At 43.7% G+C, this 23,451-nt stretch carries 27 protein-coding genes; 8 read left to right on the forward strand and 19 right to left on the reverse strand.

Annotated features, from left to right (window positions below):
• Window positions 1-115, forward strand: a 115-nt coding sequence (locus QTO06_RS04605) for an integrase core domain-containing protein (protein WP_331407074.1), incomplete at its 5' end; no start/stop codon positions are given.
• 52 nt (window positions 116-167) lie between these two features.
• Here QTO06_RS04605 and rffA read toward each other — a convergent pair.
• The 9 genes from rffA to QTO06_RS04650 all read right to left on the reverse strand — a co-directional run bounded on the left by rffA (window position 168) and on the right by QTO06_RS04650 (window position 8,245).
• Window positions 168-1,310: a dTDP-4-amino-4,6-dideoxygalactose transaminase gene (gene rffA / locus QTO06_RS04610; protein ID WP_331407003.1), complete on the reverse strand. Its 1,143-nt coding sequence runs from the start codon at window positions 1,308-1,310 to the stop codon at window positions 168-170.
• Window positions 1,307-1,993: a hypothetical protein gene (locus QTO06_RS04615; protein ID WP_331407004.1), complete on the reverse strand. Its 687-nt coding sequence runs from the start codon at window positions 1,991-1,993 to the stop codon at window positions 1,307-1,309. The genes rffA and QTO06_RS04615 overlap by 4 nt, the downstream gene beginning before the upstream one ends.
• Entirely contained in the window at window positions 1,990-2,880 is an 891-nt protein-coding gene (locus tag QTO06_RS04620) for an NAD-dependent epimerase/dehydratase family protein (RefSeq protein ID WP_285377178.1), read from the reverse strand. Before QTO06_RS04620 ends, QTO06_RS04615 begins: the two co-directional genes overlap by 4 nt.
• Window positions 2,881-2,898: 18 nt before the next feature.
• Entirely contained in the window at window positions 2,899-3,996 is a 1,098-nt protein-coding gene (locus QTO06_RS04625) for an ATP-grasp domain-containing protein (protein WP_331407005.1), read from the reverse strand.
• Window positions 3,997-4,011: 15 nt separating this feature from the next.
• Window positions 4,012-5,055: a TDP-N-acetylfucosamine:lipid II N-acetylfucosaminyltransferase gene (locus QTO06_RS04630; RefSeq protein ID WP_331407006.1), complete on the reverse strand. Its 1,044-nt coding sequence runs from the start codon at window positions 5,053-5,055 to the stop codon at window positions 4,012-4,014.
• Entirely contained in the window at window positions 5,056-5,928 is an 873-nt protein-coding gene (gene rfbA / locus QTO06_RS04635; RefSeq protein WP_050910394.1) for a glucose-1-phosphate thymidylyltransferase RfbA, read from the reverse strand.
• Window positions 5,929-5,948: 20 nt separating this feature from the next.
• Window positions 5,949-7,007, reverse strand: a complete 1,059-nt coding sequence (gene rfbB, locus QTO06_RS04640; RefSeq protein WP_331407007.1) for a dTDP-glucose 4,6-dehydratase — start codon at window positions 7,005-7,007, stop codon at window positions 5,949-5,951.
• Between the two features lie 129 nt (window positions 7,008-7,136).
• Window positions 7,137-7,844, reverse strand: a complete 708-nt coding sequence (locus tag QTO06_RS04645; protein WP_331407008.1) for a 3-deoxy-D-manno-octulosonic acid kinase — start codon at window positions 7,842-7,844, stop codon at window positions 7,137-7,139.
• A 5-nt stretch (window positions 7,845-7,849) separates the two neighbouring features.
• A complete protein-coding gene (locus QTO06_RS04650) occupies window positions 7,850-8,245 on the reverse strand; it encodes a diacylglycerol kinase (protein WP_331407009.1) in 396 nt (131 codons plus the stop codon).
• A gap of 178 nt (window positions 8,246-8,423) precedes the next feature.
• Here QTO06_RS04650 and QTO06_RS04655 point away from each other — a divergent pair, with 178 nt between their 5' ends.
• Window positions 8,424-9,548, forward strand: coding sequence for a glycosyltransferase family 4 protein (locus QTO06_RS04655; RefSeq protein WP_331407010.1), 1,125 nt, complete (start codon window positions 8,424-8,426; stop codon window positions 9,546-9,548).
• A gap of 59 nt (window positions 9,549-9,607) precedes the next feature.
• Here QTO06_RS04655 and QTO06_RS04660 read toward each other — a convergent pair whose 3' ends face one another.
• Both QTO06_RS04660 and QTO06_RS04665 read right to left on the reverse strand, forming a co-directional pair.
• Window positions 9,608-10,654, reverse strand: coding sequence for a glycosyltransferase family 9 protein (locus tag QTO06_RS04660; protein WP_331407011.1), 1,047 nt, complete (start codon window positions 10,652-10,654; stop codon window positions 9,608-9,610).
• Window positions 10,655-10,682: 28 nt separating this feature from the next.
• Complete coding sequence (locus QTO06_RS04665) at window positions 10,683-11,597, reverse strand: glycosyl transferase family 90 (RefSeq protein ID WP_331407012.1); 915 nt, start codon at window positions 11,595-11,597, stop codon at window positions 10,683-10,685.
• 122 nt (window positions 11,598-11,719) lie between these two features.
• On the opposite strand from QTO06_RS04665, the gene coaD reads away from it, so the two are divergent.
• Genes coaD through QTO06_RS04680 form a run of 3 tightly spaced genes read left to right on the forward strand, consistent with a single transcriptional unit; the run spans window position 11,720 to window position 14,013 of the window.
• A complete protein-coding gene (gene coaD, locus QTO06_RS04670) occupies window positions 11,720-12,220 on the forward strand; it encodes a pantetheine-phosphate adenylyltransferase (protein ID WP_104975757.1) in 501 nt (166 codons plus the stop codon).
• A 27-nt stretch (window positions 12,221-12,247) separates the two neighbouring features.
• Window positions 12,248-13,228 (forward strand): glycosyltransferase, encoded by a 981-nt coding sequence (locus tag QTO06_RS04675; protein ID WP_331407013.1) that lies wholly within the window; start codon window positions 12,248-12,250, stop codon window positions 13,226-13,228.
• 20 nt (window positions 13,229-13,248) lie between these two features.
• Window positions 13,249-14,013 (forward strand): glycosyltransferase family 25 protein, encoded by a 765-nt coding sequence (locus QTO06_RS04680; RefSeq protein WP_331407014.1) that lies wholly within the window; start codon window positions 13,249-13,251, stop codon window positions 14,011-14,013.
• A 6-nt stretch (window positions 14,014-14,019) separates the two neighbouring features.
• On the opposite strand, the gene mutM is transcribed toward QTO06_RS04680, so the two are convergent.
• The 6 genes from mutM to QTO06_RS04710 all read right to left on the reverse strand — a co-directional run bounded on the left by mutM (window position 14,020) and on the right by QTO06_RS04710 (window position 18,772).
• Window positions 14,020-14,829, reverse strand: a complete 810-nt coding sequence (gene mutM / locus QTO06_RS04685; RefSeq protein WP_331407015.1) for a bifunctional DNA-formamidopyrimidine glycosylase/DNA-(apurinic or apyrimidinic site) lyase — start codon at window positions 14,827-14,829, stop codon at window positions 14,020-14,022.
• Window positions 14,830-14,932: 103 nt separating this feature from the next.
• A complete protein-coding gene (locus QTO06_RS04690) occupies window positions 14,933-15,409 on the reverse strand; it encodes a hypothetical protein (RefSeq protein ID WP_331407016.1) in 477 nt (158 codons plus the stop codon).
• 177 nt (window positions 15,410-15,586) lie between these two features.
• Window positions 15,587-15,757: a 50S ribosomal protein L33 gene (rpmG, locus tag QTO06_RS04695; protein ID WP_004410866.1), complete on the reverse strand. Its 171-nt coding sequence runs from the start codon at window positions 15,755-15,757 to the stop codon at window positions 15,587-15,589.
• A gap of 13 nt (window positions 15,758-15,770) precedes the next feature.
• A complete protein-coding gene (rpmB, locus tag QTO06_RS04700; RefSeq protein WP_005384783.1) occupies window positions 15,771-16,007 on the reverse strand; it encodes a 50S ribosomal protein L28 in 237 nt (78 codons plus the stop codon).
• A 303-nt stretch (window positions 16,008-16,310) separates the two neighbouring features.
• Entirely contained in the window at window positions 16,311-16,985 is a 675-nt protein-coding gene (gene radC / locus QTO06_RS04705; protein ID WP_103410327.1) for a RadC family protein, read from the reverse strand.
• A gap of 113 nt (window positions 16,986-17,098) precedes the next feature.
• Window positions 17,099-18,772: a methyl-accepting chemotaxis protein gene (locus tag QTO06_RS04710; RefSeq protein WP_331407017.1), complete on the reverse strand. Its 1,674-nt coding sequence runs from the start codon at window positions 18,770-18,772 to the stop codon at window positions 17,099-17,101.
• A gap of 207 nt (window positions 18,773-18,979) precedes the next feature.
• On the opposite strand from QTO06_RS04710, the gene coaBC reads away from it, so the two are divergent.
• From coaBC to QTO06_RS04725, 3 genes are all read left to right on the forward strand, one after another.
• Entirely contained in the window at window positions 18,980-20,182 is a 1,203-nt protein-coding gene (gene coaBC / locus QTO06_RS04715; protein WP_331407018.1) for a bifunctional phosphopantothenoylcysteine decarboxylase/phosphopantothenate--cysteine ligase CoaBC, read from the forward strand.
• Window positions 20,183-20,351: 169 nt separating this feature from the next.
• Complete coding sequence (gene slmA / locus QTO06_RS04720) at window positions 20,352-20,942, forward strand: nucleoid occlusion factor SlmA (RefSeq protein WP_043046348.1); 591 nt, start codon at window positions 20,352-20,354, stop codon at window positions 20,940-20,942.
• A 5-nt stretch (window positions 20,943-20,947) separates the two neighbouring features.
• Window positions 20,948-21,898, forward strand: a complete 951-nt coding sequence (locus QTO06_RS04725) for a Kdo(2)-lipid IV(A) acyltransferase (protein WP_331407019.1) — start codon at window positions 20,948-20,950, stop codon at window positions 21,896-21,898.
• Between the two features lie 70 nt (window positions 21,899-21,968).
• On the opposite strand, the gene pyrE is transcribed toward QTO06_RS04725, so the two are convergent.
• Window positions 21,969-22,610, reverse strand: coding sequence for an orotate phosphoribosyltransferase (gene pyrE / locus QTO06_RS04730; protein WP_005379384.1), 642 nt, complete (start codon window positions 22,608-22,610; stop codon window positions 21,969-21,971).
• Window positions 22,611-22,714: 104 nt separating this feature from the next.
• Window positions 22,715-23,431, reverse strand: coding sequence for a ribonuclease PH (gene rph / locus QTO06_RS04735; RefSeq protein WP_331407020.1), 717 nt, complete (start codon window positions 23,429-23,431; stop codon window positions 22,715-22,717).
• Window positions 23,432-23,451: the final 20 nt, after the last annotated feature.

Below are 23,451 nucleotides of genomic sequence, written 5' to 3' on the forward strand. Positions count from 1 at the left end.
AGATATAGTTCAGGCGAGAAAAATGGTCGCAGAGTCTGTAGAAATCTATAATCAGATGAGGCCTCATACAGCGCTAAAATACAAAACGCCCGATGAAGTACATCGAGCGTTTTAACTAAAAAGTGTCAACCCATATCAGGACGGGTCAGAGCTATAAACTTTTTAGCTTATTCGTTATTGCAAGCAAAATACGACTCTATTGCTCCAGCAACTGTATCGACTTTGTGCTCTTCCATTCCATACCAAAGTGGTAATCGAATAATTTTTTCACTCTCTTGCGTCGTGAAATTGTCTTCCCCTGAGAAGCGACTGAATCGCTCACCAGCTGGTGCACTATGCAATGGAACATAATGGAACACACTAATAATCTCCTTTTTTTTCAGGAAATTAATAAGGTCTGTTCTTTCTTCAATGTCCGCTACTTTTATATAGAACATATGAGCGTTGTGTTGACATCCCTCAGGCATACTTGGTAGTGCAATTTTGCCTTGTTGAGAAAGCTCAGAAAGCAGTTTGTAGTATCGATTCCAAGAGGCCAATCGGTTTTCATTGATTTTTTCAGCGACTTCCATCTGCCCCCATAAGTAAGCAGCTTGTAGCTCACTTGGTAGCAGGCTACTGCCGAGATCGATCCAAGTATACTTATCAACCATTCCACGCTTAAACTTACTACGGTCTGTCCCTTTTTCGCGTAAGATCTCTGAACGTTCAACAAATTTAGGATTATTAACGACGAGCAAGCCACCTTCCCCGCCACTTGTATAGTTTTTCGTATCGTGAAAACTGAATGCGCCAATATCACCAATCGTACCAAGAGGGCGCCCTTTGTAGCTGGACATAACGCCTTGAGCCGCATCTTCAATAACAAACAATTGATGCTTTTGCGCAATTGCCATGATCGTATCCATTTCACAAGCCACACCAGCATAATGCACAGGTACAATCGCAACCGTCTTATCAGTAATTGCTTGCTCTATCAGCGTTTCATCGATATTCATTGTGTCTGGACGAATATCAACAAATACAATTTTTGCCCCTCTTAGAACAAATGCGTTTGCTGTACTCACGAAGGTATAGCTTGGCATGATGACTTCATCACCCGGCTTAACATCAATAAGCAAAGCGGCCAACTCTAGAGCATGTGTACAAGAAGGAGTCAAAAGACTGCGCTCACAACCTAGGTGATTCTGAAACCACTCATGGCACTTTTTCGTAAACTCTCCATCACCACAAATGGAGTGTTTTTGCATCACTTCTTGAATGTACTGGTCTTCGTTACCAGTGTATGGCTTGCGATTAAACTCAATCATTTAACTTTCTCTAATAAACACTCTAATGAATGCACAGTTGGCTTTTCAGACAAGAGACTGTAGTTTTCCTTGATCGTCTCTATCGGCCAGTTCCACCATTCAATGTTCAATAATAACTCAATTACTTCTTTGGAAAATCGATACTTAATGATTCTGGCCGGAGAACCAGCGACAATAGCGTATGGTGGAACGTCCTTAGTCACAACAGCATTAGCTGCTACAACCGCCCCATGCCCAATCGTGACACCACGTGTAATCACTGCGCCAGTAGCAATCCACACATCACTTCCCAGCACCACCTTTTTCTCAAAACGCTCATAAGGGCACACAACACCATTGGGTCTAATTCCATCATGCTCATTATATAAAAACGAATGCTGTGTCATCCTCGTGTAGTCATGCTCAGCACCACCTATAGAAACATTCCAAGAAACTGAACAGAATGCACCTACTTCAGCACACATGATTACAGTCCCCATCCCTGTGTAACTGTATCTGCCAAGCTTACTGGAGTATATCTGGTTATTTCTATCAACCCTGACAAAATCTCCTAATGCTGAATAATCAACTCGACTAAAATTGCCAACACTGCAGCGCTCACCAAGTTGAGACTCTTTTACTCTCGCGCCTTGGTATACAACACATGAATCTGGGATAGAGCTAATCTTTTGCTGTATTTTCATACATCAGCTTCTTCATAAAAGTTTGTATAAATATCGTGCGCAGCGTCTTGCAATGAAAACGTTGGCGACCAATTGAATTCACGATAAAACTTCTCAGATGACATTAAAGACAAGCTATTAATAACTCTTCGATTGCTATCAACCTGAAGTAGTTCATTATTATCAAATGCATTTACAATAACTTCGCCTATGGTTCTAACACTAGCTAGCTCTCCACTACCCAGATTAAACACGCCGGAAGTCTTATTGCTTTGAACAACTTGGTGTAACGCACTGATCACGTCTTTAATATATATATATTCTCTAGACAACCCTTTCACTGATACTGATAAGGGGTATCCCAATGAAGCGTTCTGGAAGAATGTACTCAGTAGCCCGCCTTCATATTCGTCGTGAGTGAACACTTGAGCTAAGCGAATTACTTTTATTTTTAAACCTGCTTTTTCATTGAAGAACTTAGCCATCATTTCCGATGCTGCTTTGGAAAGTGCGTATTCCGTATCTGGGATAACCTCATCAGACTCTAACCAAGGAGCATTCATTCGCCCATAAACGGAGCAAGAAGAGAGGTAAGTAATATTCTTTAACTGAGCTTCAGCGGCTGCCTTAAATATTGCTCGATCAAGAGTAACATTGTCTAAGTAGCAGTCTCCTTTAGCATAAGGTCTCATGGAAGCTAAATGTAATACCGCATCAGCATTTGAGAAGATATCGACTAATGAAACTACACTATAATCCGTAGACTGCCAGACAACTTCTCTTGACTCATCACTCGGCAAGCTCTTGCTCCTCGTTAGCGCAAGGATCTCGTACTTATCTGCATAAGCTTCCAAAAAGCGCTTACCTATAAGACCATTAGCTCCAGTAATTACAAGTTTCATCGACATACTACCTACCCTGTATTACTAAACTAGAGGAAAGATACAATAGCCGCACTTTTCCATTTTACCATTCATCCTTTTTACCGCGTCGCCGGCACCATAGTAGAGCTCTCGATAAACCTCTTTCCCTGTTATATCAGGCACTTCGAACGTCTCAGTGGGTGGTTGGCAGTAAAACTCTAGGCACATATTTTTCGTTTCATACGTTGTAGGGATGGTTACATCACCTTCTAGCAAATGCTCCAAAGCAATATTTAATAGGTTAACGCCGCAAGACTCATTTATCAGCCTCCACATATGGCAACCATCGAGTCGCGGTGTTACCTCAATCAAATAAGGCGTCTCTTCTTCCATTTTTATTTGAAAATAGACTGGACCATTGGTGATCTGAAGTGCTTGAACAGTATCTAAAACCAATGCTTTCACATTTTCATTAGCTAAAGTAGAAAGCGCAGACGGAAGTATATGCTTGTGAATAATACCACCATCAAACATAGCCCAAGAAACACGTCCAGACGGCAAGAAGAATTTCAATTCACCGTCCACTACATAAGCGTTTACCGAGATTTCTTCCCCTTCAATTTTCTTTTCAGCAATGACTTTTCCTGCTCTTGAGTATTGAATAGCATTACGAAATGACGCTTTTAATTCTTCTTCATTATGTGCAGTTGTCACACCTCTCTGCCCCTGACTATCAACAGGTTTCACGAACAGAGGAAATGAGAGATCGACGTTGGTGCTTTCATTTTCCATGACAATAAAAGGTACTGAACCCACACAATGCTTCAGCTTTTCTCGGAAGAGATCTTTGTTATTACAGCTTAATGCTGTTTCGTAAGACACAAAGTGAGGAAGTCCTAGTTGCTCACTAACATAAGCAACGGTTGGCATTGCCACATCTGAACCGACAGAATATACAACATCAATGGCCTTATCCTGACAATACTTCTTAACTTTCTCTTTATCAGTGATATCGACTAAAGCGAACTGATCTACATACTTTAAGCCCCGCCCATCATCCGAATAGCTCAGAGCATGCACCTCATAGTTACCGCTGTTATGTAGCAATTTCAAGATATCAACTTGTGCATTGCCAATACCCAAGATCACAATTTTTTTCATTATCAGTTCACCAAGTTAGCTAAAAATAACATTGAGGTTATTTACAAGATTCTGTTTCGAGTAATACTCTTTAATCGCTGAAGCACTTTCAATACCGCTCATTGCGTCAATCTCTAAACTGAAATCATCAATGTTAGATACCCTCGCCCCCAGAGCTTCAAGAGTTTCAAACGATGAGGTTTCTTTTCTTAAATAAACCGTCTTACCCATACCAAGCAACACACGAGTGGTACTCATAGCTTGCTGGCGATTGTGGTTGAAAACTGCAATATCAATCGTAGTGAGTAGCGACATATATTCATCGTACTTGATGTAATCGAGGATTGGCTCAAATGAACTGCCAAACATCTTATTCCCAAGCTCCACCATGGCGCTTGCATGCTTCTTAGAGCCGTAGTTCAAAGGGCAGATAACACGAACATTTTCATTTACAAATGGGGCAATTTTGGCAAACGCCTCTTCATGATTATTGGTTGGATCTGCGGAGTTACCAACAAGAATGTTGAGCTTGTTATCTTTTTTATCCGCGATAGGGATATCGTGATACAGGCTCGCAGGATACATAAAATAAGGTAAGTGAGGCGCTTTCGTCCCATACCATTTCACAACATTTTCATAATCACCTTTAATGCTGGTAATGATATATCCCATGTCTTTTATCACTTTTTTTCGGAAAAATTCTTTGTATCGACCGCGGCGAGTTAACAAGTTCTCATCTCGGCTGTACAAATCTCCTCCCCAAACTGCCCAGTAACATTTTGGTAGTAGAAACCTCAGCACCCATAAAATTTGGGTTATCTTGATTTTAAAAAGACCATGAATAATGATCTTCTCTGCCTTGATACCATGCTTGACCAAGTTTTTTAGAAACACCAAGTAGTCGAAGTAATTGTGCTTCTTTTTATCATAAGAAAAGATGTTACTCCTCTCTTTGATAGGGAATTTGTCATGAGTTTTAAACACGAAAAAGACCTGCTCACTCATGTCCAAATTATCTTCAACAAAGTTTATGTAGTCGGCTGTAAACTTATCGTCATTGATGATATTTACAAACTTCATTTAGCTCACCAACGCTTTTAAGTATTGGCCATAAGAGTTTTTCTCTAACCCTTTTGCTAGGTCTAGCAGCTGCTCTCTCGTTAACCAACCATTATTGAAGGCGATCTCTTCCAAACAAGCCACTTTTAAGCCTTGAACATTTTCAATGGTTTCGACAAATGAGGATGCCTCAAGCAAACTTGCATAAGTACCGGTGTCCAGCCAAGCAAAACCGCGGCCGAAGACCTTAACGTTTAAACGACCTCTATCTAAATACATCTGATTCAAAGTCGATATTTCTAGTTCACCTCTTGCTGAAGGCTTAACTTGTTTGGCCAACTCGATCACGTCGTTATCATAAAAATAAAGCCCCGTAACGGCATAGTTGGATTTCGGCTGTTCTGGTTTTTCTTCAATTGACACAGCTCGCATCTGTTCATCAAACTCTACAACGCCAAAACGCTCTGGATCTTTTACTTTGTACCCGAAAACGGTTGCCCCTTCTCCAGCATCAACCGATTTTGCTGCCTTCTGAAGAATTGGTGTAAAACCTTGGCCGTAAAAGATGTTGTCACCCAAAACCAAGCAAACCGAATCATTTCCGATAAACTCTTCGCCGATGATAAATGCTTGTGCTAATCCCTCTGGTTTTTCTTGAACTGCATAGGTCAAAGCAATACCAAAATCAGATCCATCACCAAGTAAACGCATAAATCCTTCTTGGTCTTCAGGAGTCGTGATGATTAATATTTCTCTAATTCCCGATAACATTAAAACTGATAGCGGGTAATAAATCATTGGTTTGTCATAGACCGGAAGCAGTTGCTTTGAGACACCACGAGTAATTGGATATAGACGCGTTCCAGAGCCACCAGCAAGGATAATGCCTTTCATTTTCTTACCTTATTCTAAAATTATTGACCAAGACGCTCTAAGCTATAAGAACCGTCTAGAACACGTTGCCACCATTCTTTATTCGTCAAATACCATTCAACGGTCTTACGTAAGCCTGTCTCAAAGGTTTCTTCTGGTATCCAGCCTAATTCACGTTCAATTTTAGAAGCATCGATAGCGTATCGAACATCATGCCCTGGTCGATCTTTTACATAAGTAATTAAATCTTGGTAATGCGCAATGCCTTCAGGCTTGTTGGGCACAAGTTCTTCTAGAATTTCGCAAATTGACTTAACAACATCGATGTTTGCTTTTTCATTGTGACCACCAATATTGTATGTTTCCCCAATAACGCCTTCTGTCACAACTTTGTAGAGCGCTTTGGCGTGGTCTTCTACAAACAACCAATCGCGGATCTGCATGCCATCGCCATATACTGGCAATGGTGAACCTTTTAATGCATTTAAGATCATTAAAGGAATCAGTTTTTCAGGAAAGTGATATGGTCCATAATTATTGGAACAGTTAGTCACAATGGTCGGAAAACCATAAGTTCTTAGCCAAGCGCGAACAAGGTGATCGCTCGACGCTTTCGAGGCAGAGTATGGTGAAGATGGTGCATACGAGGTTTCCTCTGTAAACAAATCATCTGTTCCCTCTAAGTCGCCATATACCTCATCTGTTGAGATATGGTGGAAACGAAAGGCCGCTTTGTTAGCGTCATCAAGCTGATTCCAATATCCACGAGCTACTTCTAATAAGGTATAAGTACCGACAATGTTGGTCTCAATGAAAGCAGCAGGGCCATCAATAGAACGATCGACGTGAGATTCTGCCGCTAAATGCATAACTGCATCAGGCTGGTGTTCTGAAAACACACGCTCTAGTGCGACACGGTCGCAGATATCCACTTGTTCAAAAGCATAGCGCGCGTGACTGGACACCTGGCTAAGAGATTCTAGGTTACCTGCGTAGGTTAGTTTGTCTAAGTTAATCACTGAGTCTTGCGTATGATTAATAATATGGCGTACAACAGCAGAGCCAATAAACCCTGCACCACCTGTCACTAAGATTTTCATTTTAAATTTATATCCACATTTACGGGCTATTCGGCCTCGGCACCAATCTCTCGATAGCACGGCAGAACGTTTTGAGTCGAATTAAGCTGAGCGATTACGACAAACTTACCTTAGCCCTTTTTGTTTCACTTAAGACTGATTGTAACCTAACATCAAGGATTCAAAGTCATCTTCAGACCAATGAATTTTCCGTTTACCAAGCTCTTTTCTAAATGAGCGAAGAAGACGATTTAAGTTTCGTTCTTTCCATTGTTCCCCAGATTGCTGCTTACACTTGTCAAAATCGATAATCCAGACCTTACCTTCACTATCTAGAAGGATATTATGAATATTCAGGTCGGTATGATTAACACCAACATCGTGCATTTTACGGATTTCTAGGCCGATTTTTTGGTAGTCTTCATTAGATAAGTTTTCCACCTGTAGCTTATCAACGAGATCGCTTGCCTCTGATATTTTTTCACTCAATAAGTCTGCTCGATATAACAAACCTATTTGTTCTACTTTAGCGGCAATAGGCCGAGGAACATTAACGCCAGCGCTACGTAGTTTTTGGAGCAGAACGAACTCAGCGTAACTGCGAGTTCGCTCTAAGCCTAGGAACAAATATTGGTCCCGGACAACCTTTCCGAACAAACCACCGCGGTGATAATGTCGTAATGCAGCAATCGTACTCTGAAGCTTGATAAACCACGTAGTGTCTCGCCCACTCGCACTGCCAACAATGGCATTACAACTGCGCCAGTAGTCGATATCAAACAAACTCTCAATGGGCTCAGTGATCAAGCTTTCGTCGTACCATACATGCGTATTATTTTCTTGATAGTGCTTCATCACGCCCCTCAGAAAAAGAGAATATAAGACCATGCAAAGGCAGCAAACAGTAATGCTACAAAGACAGCGGCAGAACCGATGTCTTTTGCTCGACCACTTAACTCATGTCTTTCCACACCAATCCTATCTACAACCGCCTCAATTGCAGAGTTAATCAGTTCAACAATCAACACCAAAACGACAGTGCCGAGCATCACTATACGTTCTATCTGAGAAACATCTAACCAGCAAAGCAGCAATACAGAGACAATGAGCAGTGCCAACTCTTGTCGAACCGCGGCTTCATGCTTTAAGGCGGCCTTTAGGCCTTGAAGTGAATAGATACTGGCTTTTAAAATCCGTTGAATGCCCGTGTTTCCATGCTTTCCTGAAACGGTTCCTGTTTTCTGCTTGTCCTTACCCACTTGAATGTCTCGTGATCACATAATAGCGTCATTTTACATTGTTCTATTTGAGGAACAATCTAGTAAGCCTCTTTTACCGCTCTTCAATGACACGACACCTCTTTTGATTGGCTTCTTTCAGAAAATGAAGGCTTCAAGTAACATAATAACCAATACCAAACGAATTACTGGATTACTTATGAAGATTGCATTGGTCCATTTAAGACACGCATACTCAGGCGGAGTAGAGCTGTACCTCAATCAAATGGCGAGATACATGGCAGAAAAAGGGGAAGAAGTCACTATAATCTGCCGCTCTCATGCTGATACACCTCCGCACCCTAACGTTAAGTTTGTGAAGTTGCGCGGTTTTAGTATTGGTAAAAGCCATCGCCTTTGGAAGTTTGCGAAAGCGGTAGAGAAACACGTTAAAGAGTCTGATTATGACTTGGTGTACGGCCTAGCTCACGCGTGGACACACGATGTGTTGAGAATTGGAGCAGGTACAAGCCTTCATATGGCACGGTCCTTAAATAAGCCAATGCGAATCAAAGATAGAGTGACACATCTGATTGAGCAAAAAGCAATGGCTCCTGGCGCCTACTACCATGTCATTAGTAATTCACATAAGAGTGCTCAGGAAATCCAAGAAGCGCATCACGTACCCAAAGACAAAATCACGGTAATCCACAACTTTGTCGATACGAAGCGCTTTGACGCACAACGAATCGAAAAAGAGGCTTTAGAGCTTAAGCAACAAATGGAACTTGCTCCTAACAAGCCGGTTTTCTTATTTTTAGGTACTGGCTACGAGAGGAAAGGGCTAAAACAAACTCTAACTGCATTTTCCAAACTGAACATTGATGCTCAATTGGTGATTGTTGGTCGAGAGACTCACGAGGGCGAGTACATTAAATTTGCGGAAAACCTTGGGATACAAGACAAATGTAAGTTTATGGGCGAAGACAAACGACCAGAGCTCTACTTTACGATGGCTGATTGCTATGTCCTGCCAACTCTCTATGAACCTTTTGGCTTTACGGTAATCGAATCTCTCGCATGTGGCACACCATCTATTACCACTGAAAACTGTGGTGCGAAAGAGGTTCTCAATCCAGAAGTGTCGAGCGTCATTGGAGCTGAAGTGAACCCAGATGAACTAGCAAAAGCGATGGAGTTCTGGGCTGATAAAAAACGTACGACCAATGTGAGTGAACAATGCAGAGCATTGGCCTTAACAATGGATGTCGACACTGTATTGGAGAAAAACTACCAACAGCTGTTGGCGGTATACAAAATGAAGCAGCAGTCAGCAAACACCTAATTTGGGTTTAGCTGACGCAATTGTAAAATCGTATTACTCTCTTAGCCTATTATTGTTGGCTAAGAGAGATTCTCTAACACTTTATCGAGCTTCTCTTGCACCAGCTCTACGGTAATTGCAGCCATTAAGTTATCCCCTTTCGCACGTGTGCCCCACGTGAGTGAGTCTACGGACTTGCCTTTTTGTTCTTCAACATGTTGTTGATAGACACTCGCGACATTTTCCAAATCGTTATAAGGTCCAGTACGTCTAGGATCACTATGCGCATATAAACCAATCACAGGTGTCATTTGAGTCGTAGCCAAGTGAGCGGGACCGGAGTCAGGGCTAATAACAACCGTAGCTTCACGCAATACAGCGGTCAGTTGCTTTAAACTTGTTTCACCGACGATACTAGTGACGGGCTGCTCGCACAGTGACTCAATTTTATGTGCTAATTGCTTTTCTCTTTCCGCTGGTGAGCCACATAGGATCACATGAAGTCCCAAAGACGATGCGTAATCGGCGATAGCTGCGTATCGCTCCACTAACCAGTTACGAGAGTCCTTACTTGCCGCAGCAGAAATCACGACACACTTTCGACCTTGGGTAATGCCTTTAGCGTAATCGACTGATTCACTGGGTAAGGGGATATTCCACGTTGGCTGGCTGAATGGAACACCAATATACTTAGCAAATTCAGCCATGTTATCTAACACGTGCATTGCCGTTGTGTTGGGTAAGTGACGATTAGTGAACCACCACTGCCCCTCTCTCGTTCTATTCTTGCTAAAGCCCACTTTGTATTTTGCTTGAATGCCCAAAGACAAAACACTCGATCTCAAGGCTGCCTGCATGTGCAGCAAAACATCAAACTTAGTGCCCTTTAGCTGCTTCCACACAGCCTTCATCCCTTTAAGGCCTTGTGACTTATCAAAAACAATCACATTAATGTCGGGCAAATCACCAATCAGTTGCGCCTCTATTTTGCCGGTAATCCAAGTTATCTTGGTTTGCGGCCAATGCTTTTGAATAGCTTGAACCACTGCGATCGCATGGCAAACATCGCCAATGGCCGACAAACGCAATACACACAAATGAGACGGAGGTGAAGTGAATAAACTCATGATAATTTAGGCTTTTGGTTTAAGAGCATTACTGACATAGCTTGAAGTATTTCTCGAGCGTCTTGATACAAATTAAGCTTTCCAATTGTTCATCCTGAAATTGGGCCACATGTCGATGCGCATTTTCAATCATGGTTTCTGCTTTATCTGGGTTTTCAAGGTAATAATTAATTTTCTCGTCAAAGTCAGACCAATCATCTTTCACTTCAACATAATGAACTCCTGGTTGTAGCGTACCTTCCATAAACCACGTTTCAAAACGCATCTTAGGCGTCACTACGACAGAATTCGAAGACATTGCCCACTTCAAATTGGTTGCAACATCGTTACCTTCAAGACAAATGATAAACTTGTACTTCAATTGATCTTGAATGGACATAAATTCTTTTTGCCATTCAGGGTGCTCTTGAGAAGGGTTGGATTGACCAGCATCCATCATAGGGTTCTCAAACATGGCTTCCATAAATCGAATACGATGAACCCGTTTCACAAAACCACGGAAAACCGCCATATCTTTCTTATCGTGAAAGCCTAATGCGTCGTTTACAAACTGGAAGTGTCTACGCTTGTTGAGTTTGAACAGAACTGAATTGTCGTTGTTACCCTCAATCGGCCTAGCCTTATAAAGCGTTGGGCAATCTTCTACGGCGACTTCATCCCCAAAGTAATAACAAAACGGATTAGTATCAGGGAAATAACGGAGGAACTCTTTAAGATCATACGTATATGCACTTTGACCTTTATGTGAGAAATGACTCAAACTGGTCGATTTACTGGAATCCAGCTCGCTCGGAGTATTTATCTTACAATAGTAATCCACTCGCTCTTGGACTAACTCCATTTGACCTTGAAACTTCTTTTCTAGTTTGTTTTTGTTGTAAGCAAAATACGCTTGTGGAGCAATGGTCAACAGCAGGTTTTTTATATAGTAAAAAAGTTTCATTAAAACGTTATGCCCTTATCACACCTATGTTTGTAGATGTTATCTATTCTCGAGTCGATGATGTATCATACTACTACTTTTAAGCGTTTTTTGACACTTTTGACAAACACAACGAGCTGCATATGAAACAACAAGGTCATAGTGCCACACACGTCATTTATCCGGGAACTTTCGACCCTATTACAAACGGCCATCTGAACCTCATAGAGCGCGCAGCCAAAATGTTCGACTCTATCACTATTGGTGTTGCCGCTAGTCCTTCTAAAAAAACGATGTTCACGCTAGAAGAGCGTGTACAGCTAGTAGAGCGCTCTATTAACCACCTTTCAAATGTCAATGTAGAAGGCTTTACTGGTCTACTAGTCGATTTTGCAAAAGCGCAAAACGCGAACATTCTAATTCGAGGCTTAAGAACCACCGTCGATTTCGAATATGAGTTCGGCTTAACCAGTATGTATCGAAAGCTATTGCCGGGCCTAGAAAGTGTTTTCCTTACCCCAGATGATGAGTACGCATTCTTATCCTCTACGATTGTGAGAGAGGTGGCTTTACATGGTGGTGAGATTAGCCGATTTGTCCCTGCTCCCGTTGAACTCGCACTTGCTCAAAAAGCCAAGAAATAATTACTCGAATAAAAGAAAAGAATTTCTATGAACGTATTAATTGTGTGTAAAGGCACGCTACCCCCAGTAACTTATGGTGGTACTGAACGCGTTGTTTGGAGCTTAATGAAAGCGCTTCATCAACTGGGTCATAGCGTTTACATTCTTAACCCTGAACCTATGACATGCGAATGGGCGACATGTATTACCCAGCAACCAAACTTATCTATTGATGAACAAATTCCCGATGAGGTTGATGTCGTTCACTTCCATGTCGGTGGCAGTTGCACTAAAAAGCCTTATGTCATCACTCGTCACGGTAACAACACCGTGGCCCAAAAAAACGATCCTAATTCAATTTTCGTTTCTCAAAAACACGCTCTGAACCATGGTTGTGAAGCCTTTGTATACAATGGCCTAGATTGGAGTGATTATCATCAGCCCAATTTAGAACTGAATAAAAGAGATAACCGCTATCACTTCCTTGGCAAAGCCGCTTGGCGTTTAAAAAACGTGCAAGGCGCAATAGATATTACGAAAAAAGCCAATGTCGCTTTGGATGTTTTAGGTGGACATCGATTGAATTTTAAAATGGGGTTTCGCCTCACTTTAGATCGCCATGTTAAATTTCACGGCATGGTTAACAACACAGAGAAGTGTGCAATACTTGAGCGCTCTAAAGGCTTGATCTTTCCTGTTACTTGGGAAGAACCATTTGGCTTAGCCATTACAGAAAGCCTGTTTATGGGTACACCCGTGTTTGCCACACCATATGGTTCACTGCCAGAGTTAATTAACGCGCCAGAGTTTGGCTCATTATCAAATATTGAAGATGAACTAGCGGACGCTATTAAACATGGAAGCTATAATCCCAAACTGTGTCACGAATACGCTCAAGACACGTTTGATCATATTTCAATGGCTAAGGCTTACATAGAGAAGTACGAAAAAGTACTCAATGGAGAAGCTCTGAATCAGTTTCTTTCTGAGCCAGTAAAACAAATAAAAAAATTACCTTACTTTAGATAGAACACCAATTTTGAGTCACTATGAAAGCATTTTGTATCACTTTAAAAGGCTGTGAAGACAGGCAAGAGACAACATTAAACACCCTAAAGAGAATCGGTTTAGATTGTGAGGTTTTCTACGGCGTCGATGCACGTAAAGACACTCATCCTTTATTGGGTCATTTAGATAGCCGACAGTTTGAATTCAACATGGGACGCCCATGCATCATCGGTGAGGCGGGATGTTATGCGAGCCATTACCTACTCTGGCAAAAATGCGTTGAGCTAAACGAACCTATCATCATTTTTGAAGATGATCTCAGCATTGAAGACGAGTTATTCCTAAACACATTGAAGGCCGTTGCCGAAAATATCGAAAACTGTGGGTATATTCGTACGGAAAACACTAGTAGTCGCGGCATGTTCTACGATGTGAAACAATATGGTTCTCAAAGATTAGTTAAGTATCTAAAAGTACCACAATGTACAACCTCTTATGCTATCAGCCCTTCGGCGGCACGAGCATTTATTGATGCAAGTAAAACGTTCCAATTCCCTGTAGACGTCTTCCTGCGTAATACTTGGTTGCACAAGCAGGCAATGTTTGGAGTAAGGCAGGCTGGCTTACGTGGAGGCAATAAGCCATCAGTTATTGGTAATAGAAAACGCCAAGGCGATAAAGATTACCTAGTAGCTACAATGAAGCTGCTTAATAAAGCAAAAAGTATGACGCTAAATTTAGTGATGAATGGTTACCACCTCATCAAAATGGGCCGAGAATACGGCCCAAAGAAGTTTAATAACTAACGCAGTTTACTTCTGACATTCCCCGCAAAAGAAGGTATTGCGTTGGCCTATCTTTTGTTCTTGGAGAGCTTCGCCGCATTCTGGGCATGGCTCTCCGGCTTTTCCGTAAACTAATAACTCTTGCGCGAAGTAACCAGGCTTGCCATCTGCTTGGGCGAAGTCTTTCAATGTGGTTCCGCCTTGCTGAATGGCAATCTCTAGCGTGGCTTTGATGTTCTCCACCAGCAATTGCCACTCTCTCTTGATTAGCTTACCTGCAGGGCGAGTGGGATGAATGCGTGATTTAAACAATGATTCGTTGGCGTAGATGTTTCCGACTCCGACGACAATTTTGTTGTCCATGATGAACTGCTTAACCGCAACACGCTTACCTTTGGCTTTTTCTGCTACGTAGTCCGCGTTGAACTCTTCAGTTAAAGGCTCTGGTCCCATATGACCTAAAACTGCATGTGGCTCATTGGGCGCGCTCCACAGCCATGCGCCAAAACGACGCGGATCGTTATAGCGCAGCACTTTGCCATTGCTCAGTTTGAGATCCACATGATCGTGCTTTGCTGGAGGAAAATCAGCATCAAGCACACGCAGTGAACCCGACATACCTAAGTGAACAATCGCGGTGCCTTCGTCCGTTTCTATCAACAGATACTTAGCGCGGCGACTGATATTACGAATCACCTGCCCTTCTAGCTTTTTAAGTTCTTGTGGGATATCCCAACGCAGCTTTGGAGTTCTGAATACAAATGCTTTGATCCTTTGGCCAATCATATGTGGACTGATGCCCATTCGGCTTACTTCAACTTCAGGTAATTCAGGCATTTGATTCTCCTTGCAACGCTAAGAACTTTGATACTGGGTGGCTAGCATAATCGAAAAAAGCTAAGACAAATACTGGTGATGCAAAGGGTTATTGGCGATAACGTTACTTGGGCATGATGTAGTTGCCATCGACAGAAATCGCAATCCATTTCCCTTGCCAGTTTTTAAACAACCAAAAATCGTCAAGGCGATAGAACGTCACTCGCTGTGGCTCTTCCAAACCTTGATACCAAATTTCGATGCTTTCCGGTGATGATAAACGCGGCTTTAACTGCTCGTATTGCTCTAGTGTCAGCTCAGTACCTTCCAATGACTGCCAACGAGTAACAAGTTCTTGTACGGGTATATTGGCTTTAATGTTCGATTGCCATTGGCCATTCTGCTTATCTAATTCCCAACCTGCATAGTAGATAGCACTGACGTCATGATCGGAGCGCAGCAAATTTGGATAAGGATCCGCGGGTTCTTCAATAAGGTAAGATTTGATCCATGTTGGTGCATTGAGGATCAGCATAAATACGATGATGCCTAGGATAAGAATGTTGTTCCAACGGCGGCGGCGAGCCGGACTTACACGCATAGTGGTTCCTAATCTCAAGTAGTTAGAGACAAACTATCAAAGCTCATCAATCTTGACTAGAACATCTGTATGCAAACGTGGTGAGGATGGAAATGAAGGAGAGATGGAGAAATTTTAGGTAATAAAAAACCCAACTCGAAAGCTGGGTTTTTCAAATCATCAAAGAGATAAAACCAATTATTTGATTTTAGCTTCTTTGTACATAACGTGCTGGCGTACAACTGGATCAAATTTCTTGATCTCAAATTTGCCTGGCATGTTACGCTTGTTCTTATCAGTTGTGTAGAAGTGGCCTGTACCTGCTGAAGATACTAGACGGATTTTCTCACGAACGCCTTTCTTTGCCATTGCCTATTTCCTCTTAAACGTTTTCGCCACGTGCACGCATATCAGCAAGAACAGTATCAATACCCTTCTTGTCGATGATACGCATACCTTTTGCAGATAGGCGTAGTTTAACAAAACGTTTTTCGCTCTCTACCCAGAAACGATGAGTTTGTAGGTTCGGCAGAAAACGACGCTTAGTAGCATTTCGTGCGTGTGAACGGTTGTTACCCGTTACTGGACGCTTACCAGTTACTTGGCATACTCGTGACATGAATGTCTTCTCCAAAATCGTTTCAGCTCGATATCAACCTTGGTGGCCGAACCTCTCTATTTCTTGGAAAGAAGTTAGAGGTTAAGAACCGCTATGGAAAATCCATACAAGGCTATCAAAGGTCGCGCATTATACTAACTTGATATGCATTGCTCAAGACCCGAACAGATCCTTTTTACAGGTTTTCGTGATCTTTTTTTAGACAGCAGGTTTTTTCTAGCAGTCCAAGCTGAATTCAGTTAAAAATTTAGTGGCGAGGATGATAGCAGATTTTTAGCAACTAACAACCTAAAAAACGCACAGTTATATCCAACCTCTTTCGGCAAAAGAGACGCTTTCCCCATCTCCGATAACGAAATGGTCCAAAATTCGAATATCCACCAGCGCTAAAGCGTCGATTAAACGCCGGGTAATCCTTCTATCTGCTTGGCTAGGTTCCGCCACACCTGACGGGTGGTTGTGGGCCAGAATCAATGCAGCAGCGTTGTGGTGTAAGGCGCGTTTGACGACTTCTCTCGGATAAACCGATGCAGCATCGAGTGTACCTTCGAATAAAATCTCATCTTTTATTACCCGATGTTGGTTATCTAAGAAAAGAATGTAAAAAGCCTCTCTTTGTCGGTCTCTTAATATAGAAGAAAGATAAAGTTTGGTTTGTTCTGGGCTGGTTAACGCGTCACCACGTTTTAATGTCTCGGCTAAATAGCGTTGCGTCATTTCCAAAACGGCTTGTAACTGGACGTATTTCGCTTGCCCCAACCCTTTATGTTGGCAAAATTCTTTCTCTGAGGCAGAAAACAACTGGCGAAGCGATCCAAAATCTTGGATCAGAAAATCCGCTAATTCGATAACGTTCATGCCTTGCGTGCCTGTACGTAGGAAAATTGCAAGTAACTCCGCATCCGATAGCGCTTGCGGACCGCGTTGCAGCAACTTCTCTCTTGGCATGGACTCGTTAGGCAAGGTTTTCAGTGTCATTAGTCGGCTCGATTGATGAGTGAGCGCCTATTGCACAAAATAAAAAGCGAAAGTCGAACCTGACTTTCGCTTTTTTCGTTAGCCACTGCTTTTCTATGTAATCAAGCGATCCATCAAAGCTTGAAGTTTCCAACCAGATCGTGAATTTCAGATCCTGACTGCGACAGCTGAGTGCTGATGCCTTCCGCGTGCTGAAGCGTGTCATTAATACGATTCACGATTTGTTGAATCGCCACTAGATTCTGGTTGATGTCCTCAGCGACCGCACTCTGCTCCTCTGCTGCAGAAGCGGTTTGGATACCCATATCTCGAATGGTACCAATAGAATGGTGCACGCCAGACAGCGATTGCTGAATCATAGAGGACTCCTCAACCGTCTTAGCCCCACGATCTTGGCTCGCCGCCATGGTAGTGACCGCTCTTGATACGCCCGTTTGTAACTGCTTGAGCATATCGCCAATTTCATGAGTACTGTTCTGCGTTCGACTTGCTAGCGAGCGAACCTCATCAGCCACCACGGCAAAGCCACGACCTTGCTCGCCAGCTCGTGCGGCTTCAATCGCTGCATTCAATGCGAGTAAGTTGGTCTGCTCCGCAATTTCTCCAATCACATCGAGCACCTTGGTAATTTGCTCGGTTTGTTGGCTCAGTTCGGCAATCGCCTCAGAGGTACTGTTCACTTCATCGACTAACTTGCTAATGCCATCAATCGCTTGATCGACTTCGCGCTGCGCCTCGGTAACTTGCCCGTTCGCATCATCAATCGCCTGCGCCGTTGCATTGGTATTACTCGCGACTTCTTTTGCCGTCATGCTCATTTGCGTTACGGCCGTCACCACCTTATCGGTTTCCAGACAATGGTTTTGCATTTGATCGCTGGCTTGCGAGGTTTGCTGATCCAATTGCCCAGAGACGCTTTGGACTGTATTGGCAGAACGTTGAATGTCCTGCATTAGCGGATGCAGCTTATCCATGAACTCATTAAATGCCGAGGCCACCTCACCGACTTCATCTTTACTCTCAATTTTCAGACGAGCCGTCAGATCACCGCCCCCCGCTGCCACATCTTGTAAGGACGCCGCAATGTGTTGCAATGGTTGAATACCTTTAGTCACAGCGATACTGGTTAGAATACTTGTGATGATAAGGCCAATAACTGAGATCGTAACTGCAGATAGCGTATGTTCATTCAACTCTTGTGTGCGCAGTTCACGTTGCATCGCTACTTGCTGATCAATATCATCAATATAGATGCCCGTACCCAGCACCCAGTCCCACTTAGACAAGTACTCGGCATAACCTAATTTTGGTGCTTGCGCATCGATGGTTGGTTTATGCCAAGAGAAATAAAGGAAGCCATCGCCGTTCTTAGATGCATCAATCAGCCCGCCAATCACTGCTACGCCATTTTCATCTTTCAAACCGATAAGGTTTTTACCTTCTAGAGACGGCTTAATCGCATGTAGCGTGTTGACCCCTTTCGAATCATAAGCGAAGAAATAACCGTCACTTTCAAAACGCATCGCTTTGAGAATTTCTTTTGCCGCTTGTTTGTTATTGCCGTTTACGTCCGTATCGTAAAGCGGCTTTATCGCTGTAACCCCCATCATCATGTAGGCTTGCAGCTCTTTCTTGCGTGTATCAATTAACTCTTGTCTATCCCGAGCTAACTCAGCTTCTAAGCTATTACTGCCGTTGATGTAATAGACCACCGAGATCAATGTGGTGATCAACAACAAAGGGATCAGAGTCACCAGCAGCAATTTACTTCGACTTTTCAGCACCATCTTATTCCACTACCTCATTATTGTTATTTTTCCCCCTCTATCTTGCAGAGCGGGCAAAGATTGTCTGTGAAGTAAGCAAAAGTTTTATATAAGGCTCAGCAATTAATATTCTGTAGTTTGATATGGATTAGCTTCTCATCAGATTTGCTTGGGCGATGAGAGATTCAGTTGTGCTAAACTCGTCGCCAGAAAAATTGGAGATCTCACATGCAAACACTAGCAGGAAAGAAAATTCTACTCGGCATCAGTGGCGGTATTGCCGCGTATAAATGTGCGGAGCTAACCCGTCGCCTAATAGAAAGAGGCGCGCAAGTTCAAGTAGTGATGACCAAAGCGGCGAAGGAGTTCATTACTCCCTTAACCATGCAGGCAGTCTCTGGGCGTCCGGTGTCGGACAGCTTGTTAGACCCAGCAGCAGAAGCGTCGATGGGTCACATTGAACTGGCAAAATGGGCAGATTTGGTTCTTCTTGCGCCTGCAACCGCAGATTTGATTGCACGTATGTCTGCAGGCATGGGTAATGATTTGCTCACCACGTTAGTACTTGCGACAGATTCACCAGTAGCGGTATCTCCGGCGATGAATCAACAGATGTACCGCAATGTCGCAACTCAAGAAAACATAGCGACGCTGGCACGCCGTGGTATGCACATTTGGGGCCCTGCGGCCGGTGAGCAAGCATGTGGTGATGTTGGTCCAGGTCGAATGCTAGAGCCAATGCAATTAGTGCACCTGTGTGAGCAGTTCTTCCAACCGAAACTGTTGGCAGGAAAATCGGTATTGATCACCGCAGGTCCAACTCGTGAAGCGATTGACCCAGTGCGTTACATTTCTAACCACAGCTCAGGAAAGATGGGCTTTGCACTAGCAAATGCAGCAGCGCAATTGGGTGCAAAAGTCACGCTAGTCAGTGGACCTGTAAGCTTAAATACGCCAGCGGGTGTTGAGCGTATCGATGTTGCAAGTGCACAAGAGATGCGTGATGCAGTAATGGCTCAAGCGCCTAGCCACGACGCTTTCATTAGCTGCGCCGCCGTAGCCGATTACCGTCCAGAACATGTGGCGTCTCAAAAGTTGAAAAAGACCGAAAACAACGATCAGATGACCATCAACATGGTCAAAAATCCTGATATCGTAGCGACCGTCGCCAATATGGTAGAGCAACGTCCATTCACAGTTGGGTTCGCAGCTGAAACCAACGATGTCGAGACCTACGCTCGCGGTAAACTGGTAAAGAAAAACCTCGACATGATTTGTGCGAACGATGTTTCTGTTGAAGGCCAAGGTTTTAACAGTAACGACAACGCCATCACTCTATTCTGGCCACAAGGCAAGCAGGCGTTGGCCTTAGAATCCAAAGAAGCACTAAGTTTCAGAATTTTGGAAAAAATGCACGAGTTGATGCCATAACGGTTGAAAATACCACGCGGCTTTCATCGAAAACTGGCACAAATTTGGTACAAACATGACAACTGAGGGTGTTAAAGCTCCCATTACACCCTCACTGGTCTAGTTTGATGCCAAATAGCGTCTTATAATCCCCTCCGCTCAACTTTGTATTTTGAAAGGAAGTAACTAAATGGCCGGCAGTAAAAAATCCAATCGTCGTGAAGAAATCTTGCAAGCGCTCGCGCAGATGCTTGAATCTACAGAAGGCGCTTCACGCATTACTACGGCAAAATTGGCGAAGCAGGTCGGTGTTTCAGAAGCGGCCCTTTACCGCCACTTCCCAAGTAAAGCTCGCATGTTTGAAGGCTTAATTGAGTTCATCGAAGAAGCACTCATGACACGCATCAACCGCATTTTGGATGATGAGAAAGACACGCTAGAGCGCATTCGCATGGTAATGCACCTTATTCTGGCATTCTCAGAACGTAACCCAGGTTTGACACGCATTCTTTCTGGCCATGCTCTAATGTTTGAAAATGAGCGCCTACGTGAACGTATCAACCAACTGTTTGAGCGTATTGAAACACAGCTTCGTCAGATCCTTCGTGAACGTAAGATCCGTGAGGGTAAATCCTTCCCAGTCGAAGAACGCATTCTAGCCGCTCAAATCCTTGGACAAGTTGAAGGCAGCTTGAACCGCTTTGTTCGTAGTGATTTCAAATACCAACCAACCGCGAACTTTGACGAGTATTGGGCACTTCTTAGCGCACAAATTAAGTAGAGATTATGAGTAAAGACAAATTCACTAAGCCGGAGTTTTCTCTTTCCCTTCTCCACCCTCGTAACTGGGGCGTTTGGCTCGGCTTTGGCTTTTTGGCTATCGTGGTCAATATCCTTCCATATCGCATGTTGCTGTCGCTAGGTCGCACGCTTGGCCATCTTGGTATGCGTTACGGCAAAGGTCGTGTCCATGTTGCGACACGTAACCTTGAGTTGGCTTTCCCAGATAAAACGCCTGAAGAGATCCAACACATCGTTGAAGAGAACTTTAAGAACACCGGTATGGCGCTGATCGAAACCGGTATCACTTGGTTCTGGCCAACGTGGCGTTTCAAAACTCTGATTGTCGAGAAAGACCTGGGCGCACTGCGTGAGAAAAATGCAGAAGGCAAAGGCGTACTGCTGTGCTGCGTGCACGCACTTAATCTTGAAATCACGGCGCGTGCCTTTGCAGTGCTTGGCGTGGCGGGTTACGGCGCATTTCGTCCGCACAACAACCCTGCGTACAACTTCATTCAGTACTGGGGACGCACACACAACGGTAATAAGCTGATTGATCGTAAAGACGTTAAACAGATGATTCGTGTTCTACGTAGCGGTGAGCGTTTGTTCTACTTACCAGACCACGATTACGGTCGTAACAAGTCGGTATTCGTTCCTTTCTTCGCAGTTGAAGACGCTTGTACCACGACAGGCACCAGCATTCTGGCTTACACGTCTAAGTGCTCGATTATTCCGGGCTCAGGCTTCCGTAATCAAGATGGCAAGTACGAAATCATCGCTGATAAGTGTATTGAAGCTGACTATCCGAAAAAAGACGAAGTTGCAGCAGCGGCTTACCTGAACACCTTTGTGGAAGAAGTGATTCTGCGCGCACCAGAGCAGTGGATGTGGCTGCACAAACGCTACAAGACCATGGCTGATGAAACTGCGCCAAAAGGCATTCGCTACAAGTAAGTGATAAAGATAAAAGAAAGGGGCTGATGGATATCCACCAGCCCCTTTTTCTTTAATGATGAAAGAACAATTAAATGCCGTATTCCGCGCGGTACGCTTTTACTGCTTCTAGGTGCTCTTTGTCAGTGCCTTTCTCTTCAAGGAAAGTCACAAGGTCTGTCAGGCTAACGATTGAGATGATTGCACAACCGAAATCACGCTCCACTTCTTGAATCGCAGACAGCTCACCTTTGCCTTTTTCTTGGCGGTCAATCGCAACTAACACACCTGCTAGGTCCGCACCGTTTGCTTGGATGATTTCCATTGATTCGCGAATCGCGGTACCTGCTGTGATTACGTCATCTACTAGCATGATACGACCTTCAAGCGCCGAGCCTACAAGGTTACCGCCTTCGCCGTGGTCTTTTGCTTCTTTACGGTTGAAGCAGTAAGGCGTGTCGATGTCGTGGTGATCCGCTAGCGCTACTGCTGTTGTCGTCGCGATTGGGATACCTTTGTACGCAGGGCCAAACAGTACATCAAACTCAATGCCTGAATCCGCTAGCGCTGCTGCGTAAAAGCGACCAAGACGCGCTAGGTCACGACCAGTATTGAAAAGACCAGCGTTAAAGAAGTACGGGCTTTTACGGCCAGATTTCAAAGTAAACTCACCAAACTTAAGAACTTCTTTCTCAAGTGCAAACTCAATAAATTCACGCTGGTATGCTTTCATTATTTTCTCTCTATGTCCTTGGTTTCTTGTGTCTCTTCTCGACAATCATTCATTTCTCTATTGTCGAGATAAAAAAATAGCCCCCATAATGGGAGCTATCTAAATCAATTGGCTAACGCCGCCTTCTGCGCTGCGACAATTTCCGTAATACCGGCTTTCGCCGACTCTAACAGAGCCATCAGCTGCTCATGACTGAACGGTTCACCTTCTGCGGTGCCCTGAATTTCAATCATCTTGCCTTCTTCTGTCATCACAACGTTCATGTCTGTGTCTGCCGCTGAATCTTCAACGTACTCAAGGTCACACAGAACATCATCACCTAGCAAACCAACAGAAACTGCCGCTACGTGGCCTTTCATTGGGTTTGCTTTTAGCTTACCGCTATCCACTAGGTGTTGGAACGCATCTGCCATTGCAACGCTTGCGCCGCTGATAGATGCAGTGCGAGTGCCACCGTCTGCTTGGATAACATCACAGTCAACTGTGATCATGAACTCACCCATCGCTTGTAAATCAACCACAGCGCGTAGGCTGCGTGCGATCAAGCGTTGGATTTCCATTGTACGACCGCCTTGCTTACCGTTCGCTGCTTCACGACGAGTGCGCGAGTGAGTCGCACGAGGTAGCATGCCGTATTCAGCCGTTACCCAGCCTTTACCTTGACCTTTTAGCCAACGAGGCACAGATTCTTCAACGGTCGCATTACACAACACTTTGGTGTTACCAAATTCAACTAACACTGAGCCTTCAGCGTAAGCTGTGTAGTTACGAGTAATTTTGATTGGGCGAACTTGATCCGCCTTGCGATCGTTTGGACGCATGGGCATCTACCTTAAGTAAT

The sequence above is a fragment of the Vibrio sp. M260121 genome (assembly GCF_036533715.1).
GTDB lineage: Bacteria > Pseudomonadota > Gammaproteobacteria > Enterobacterales > Vibrionaceae > Vibrio.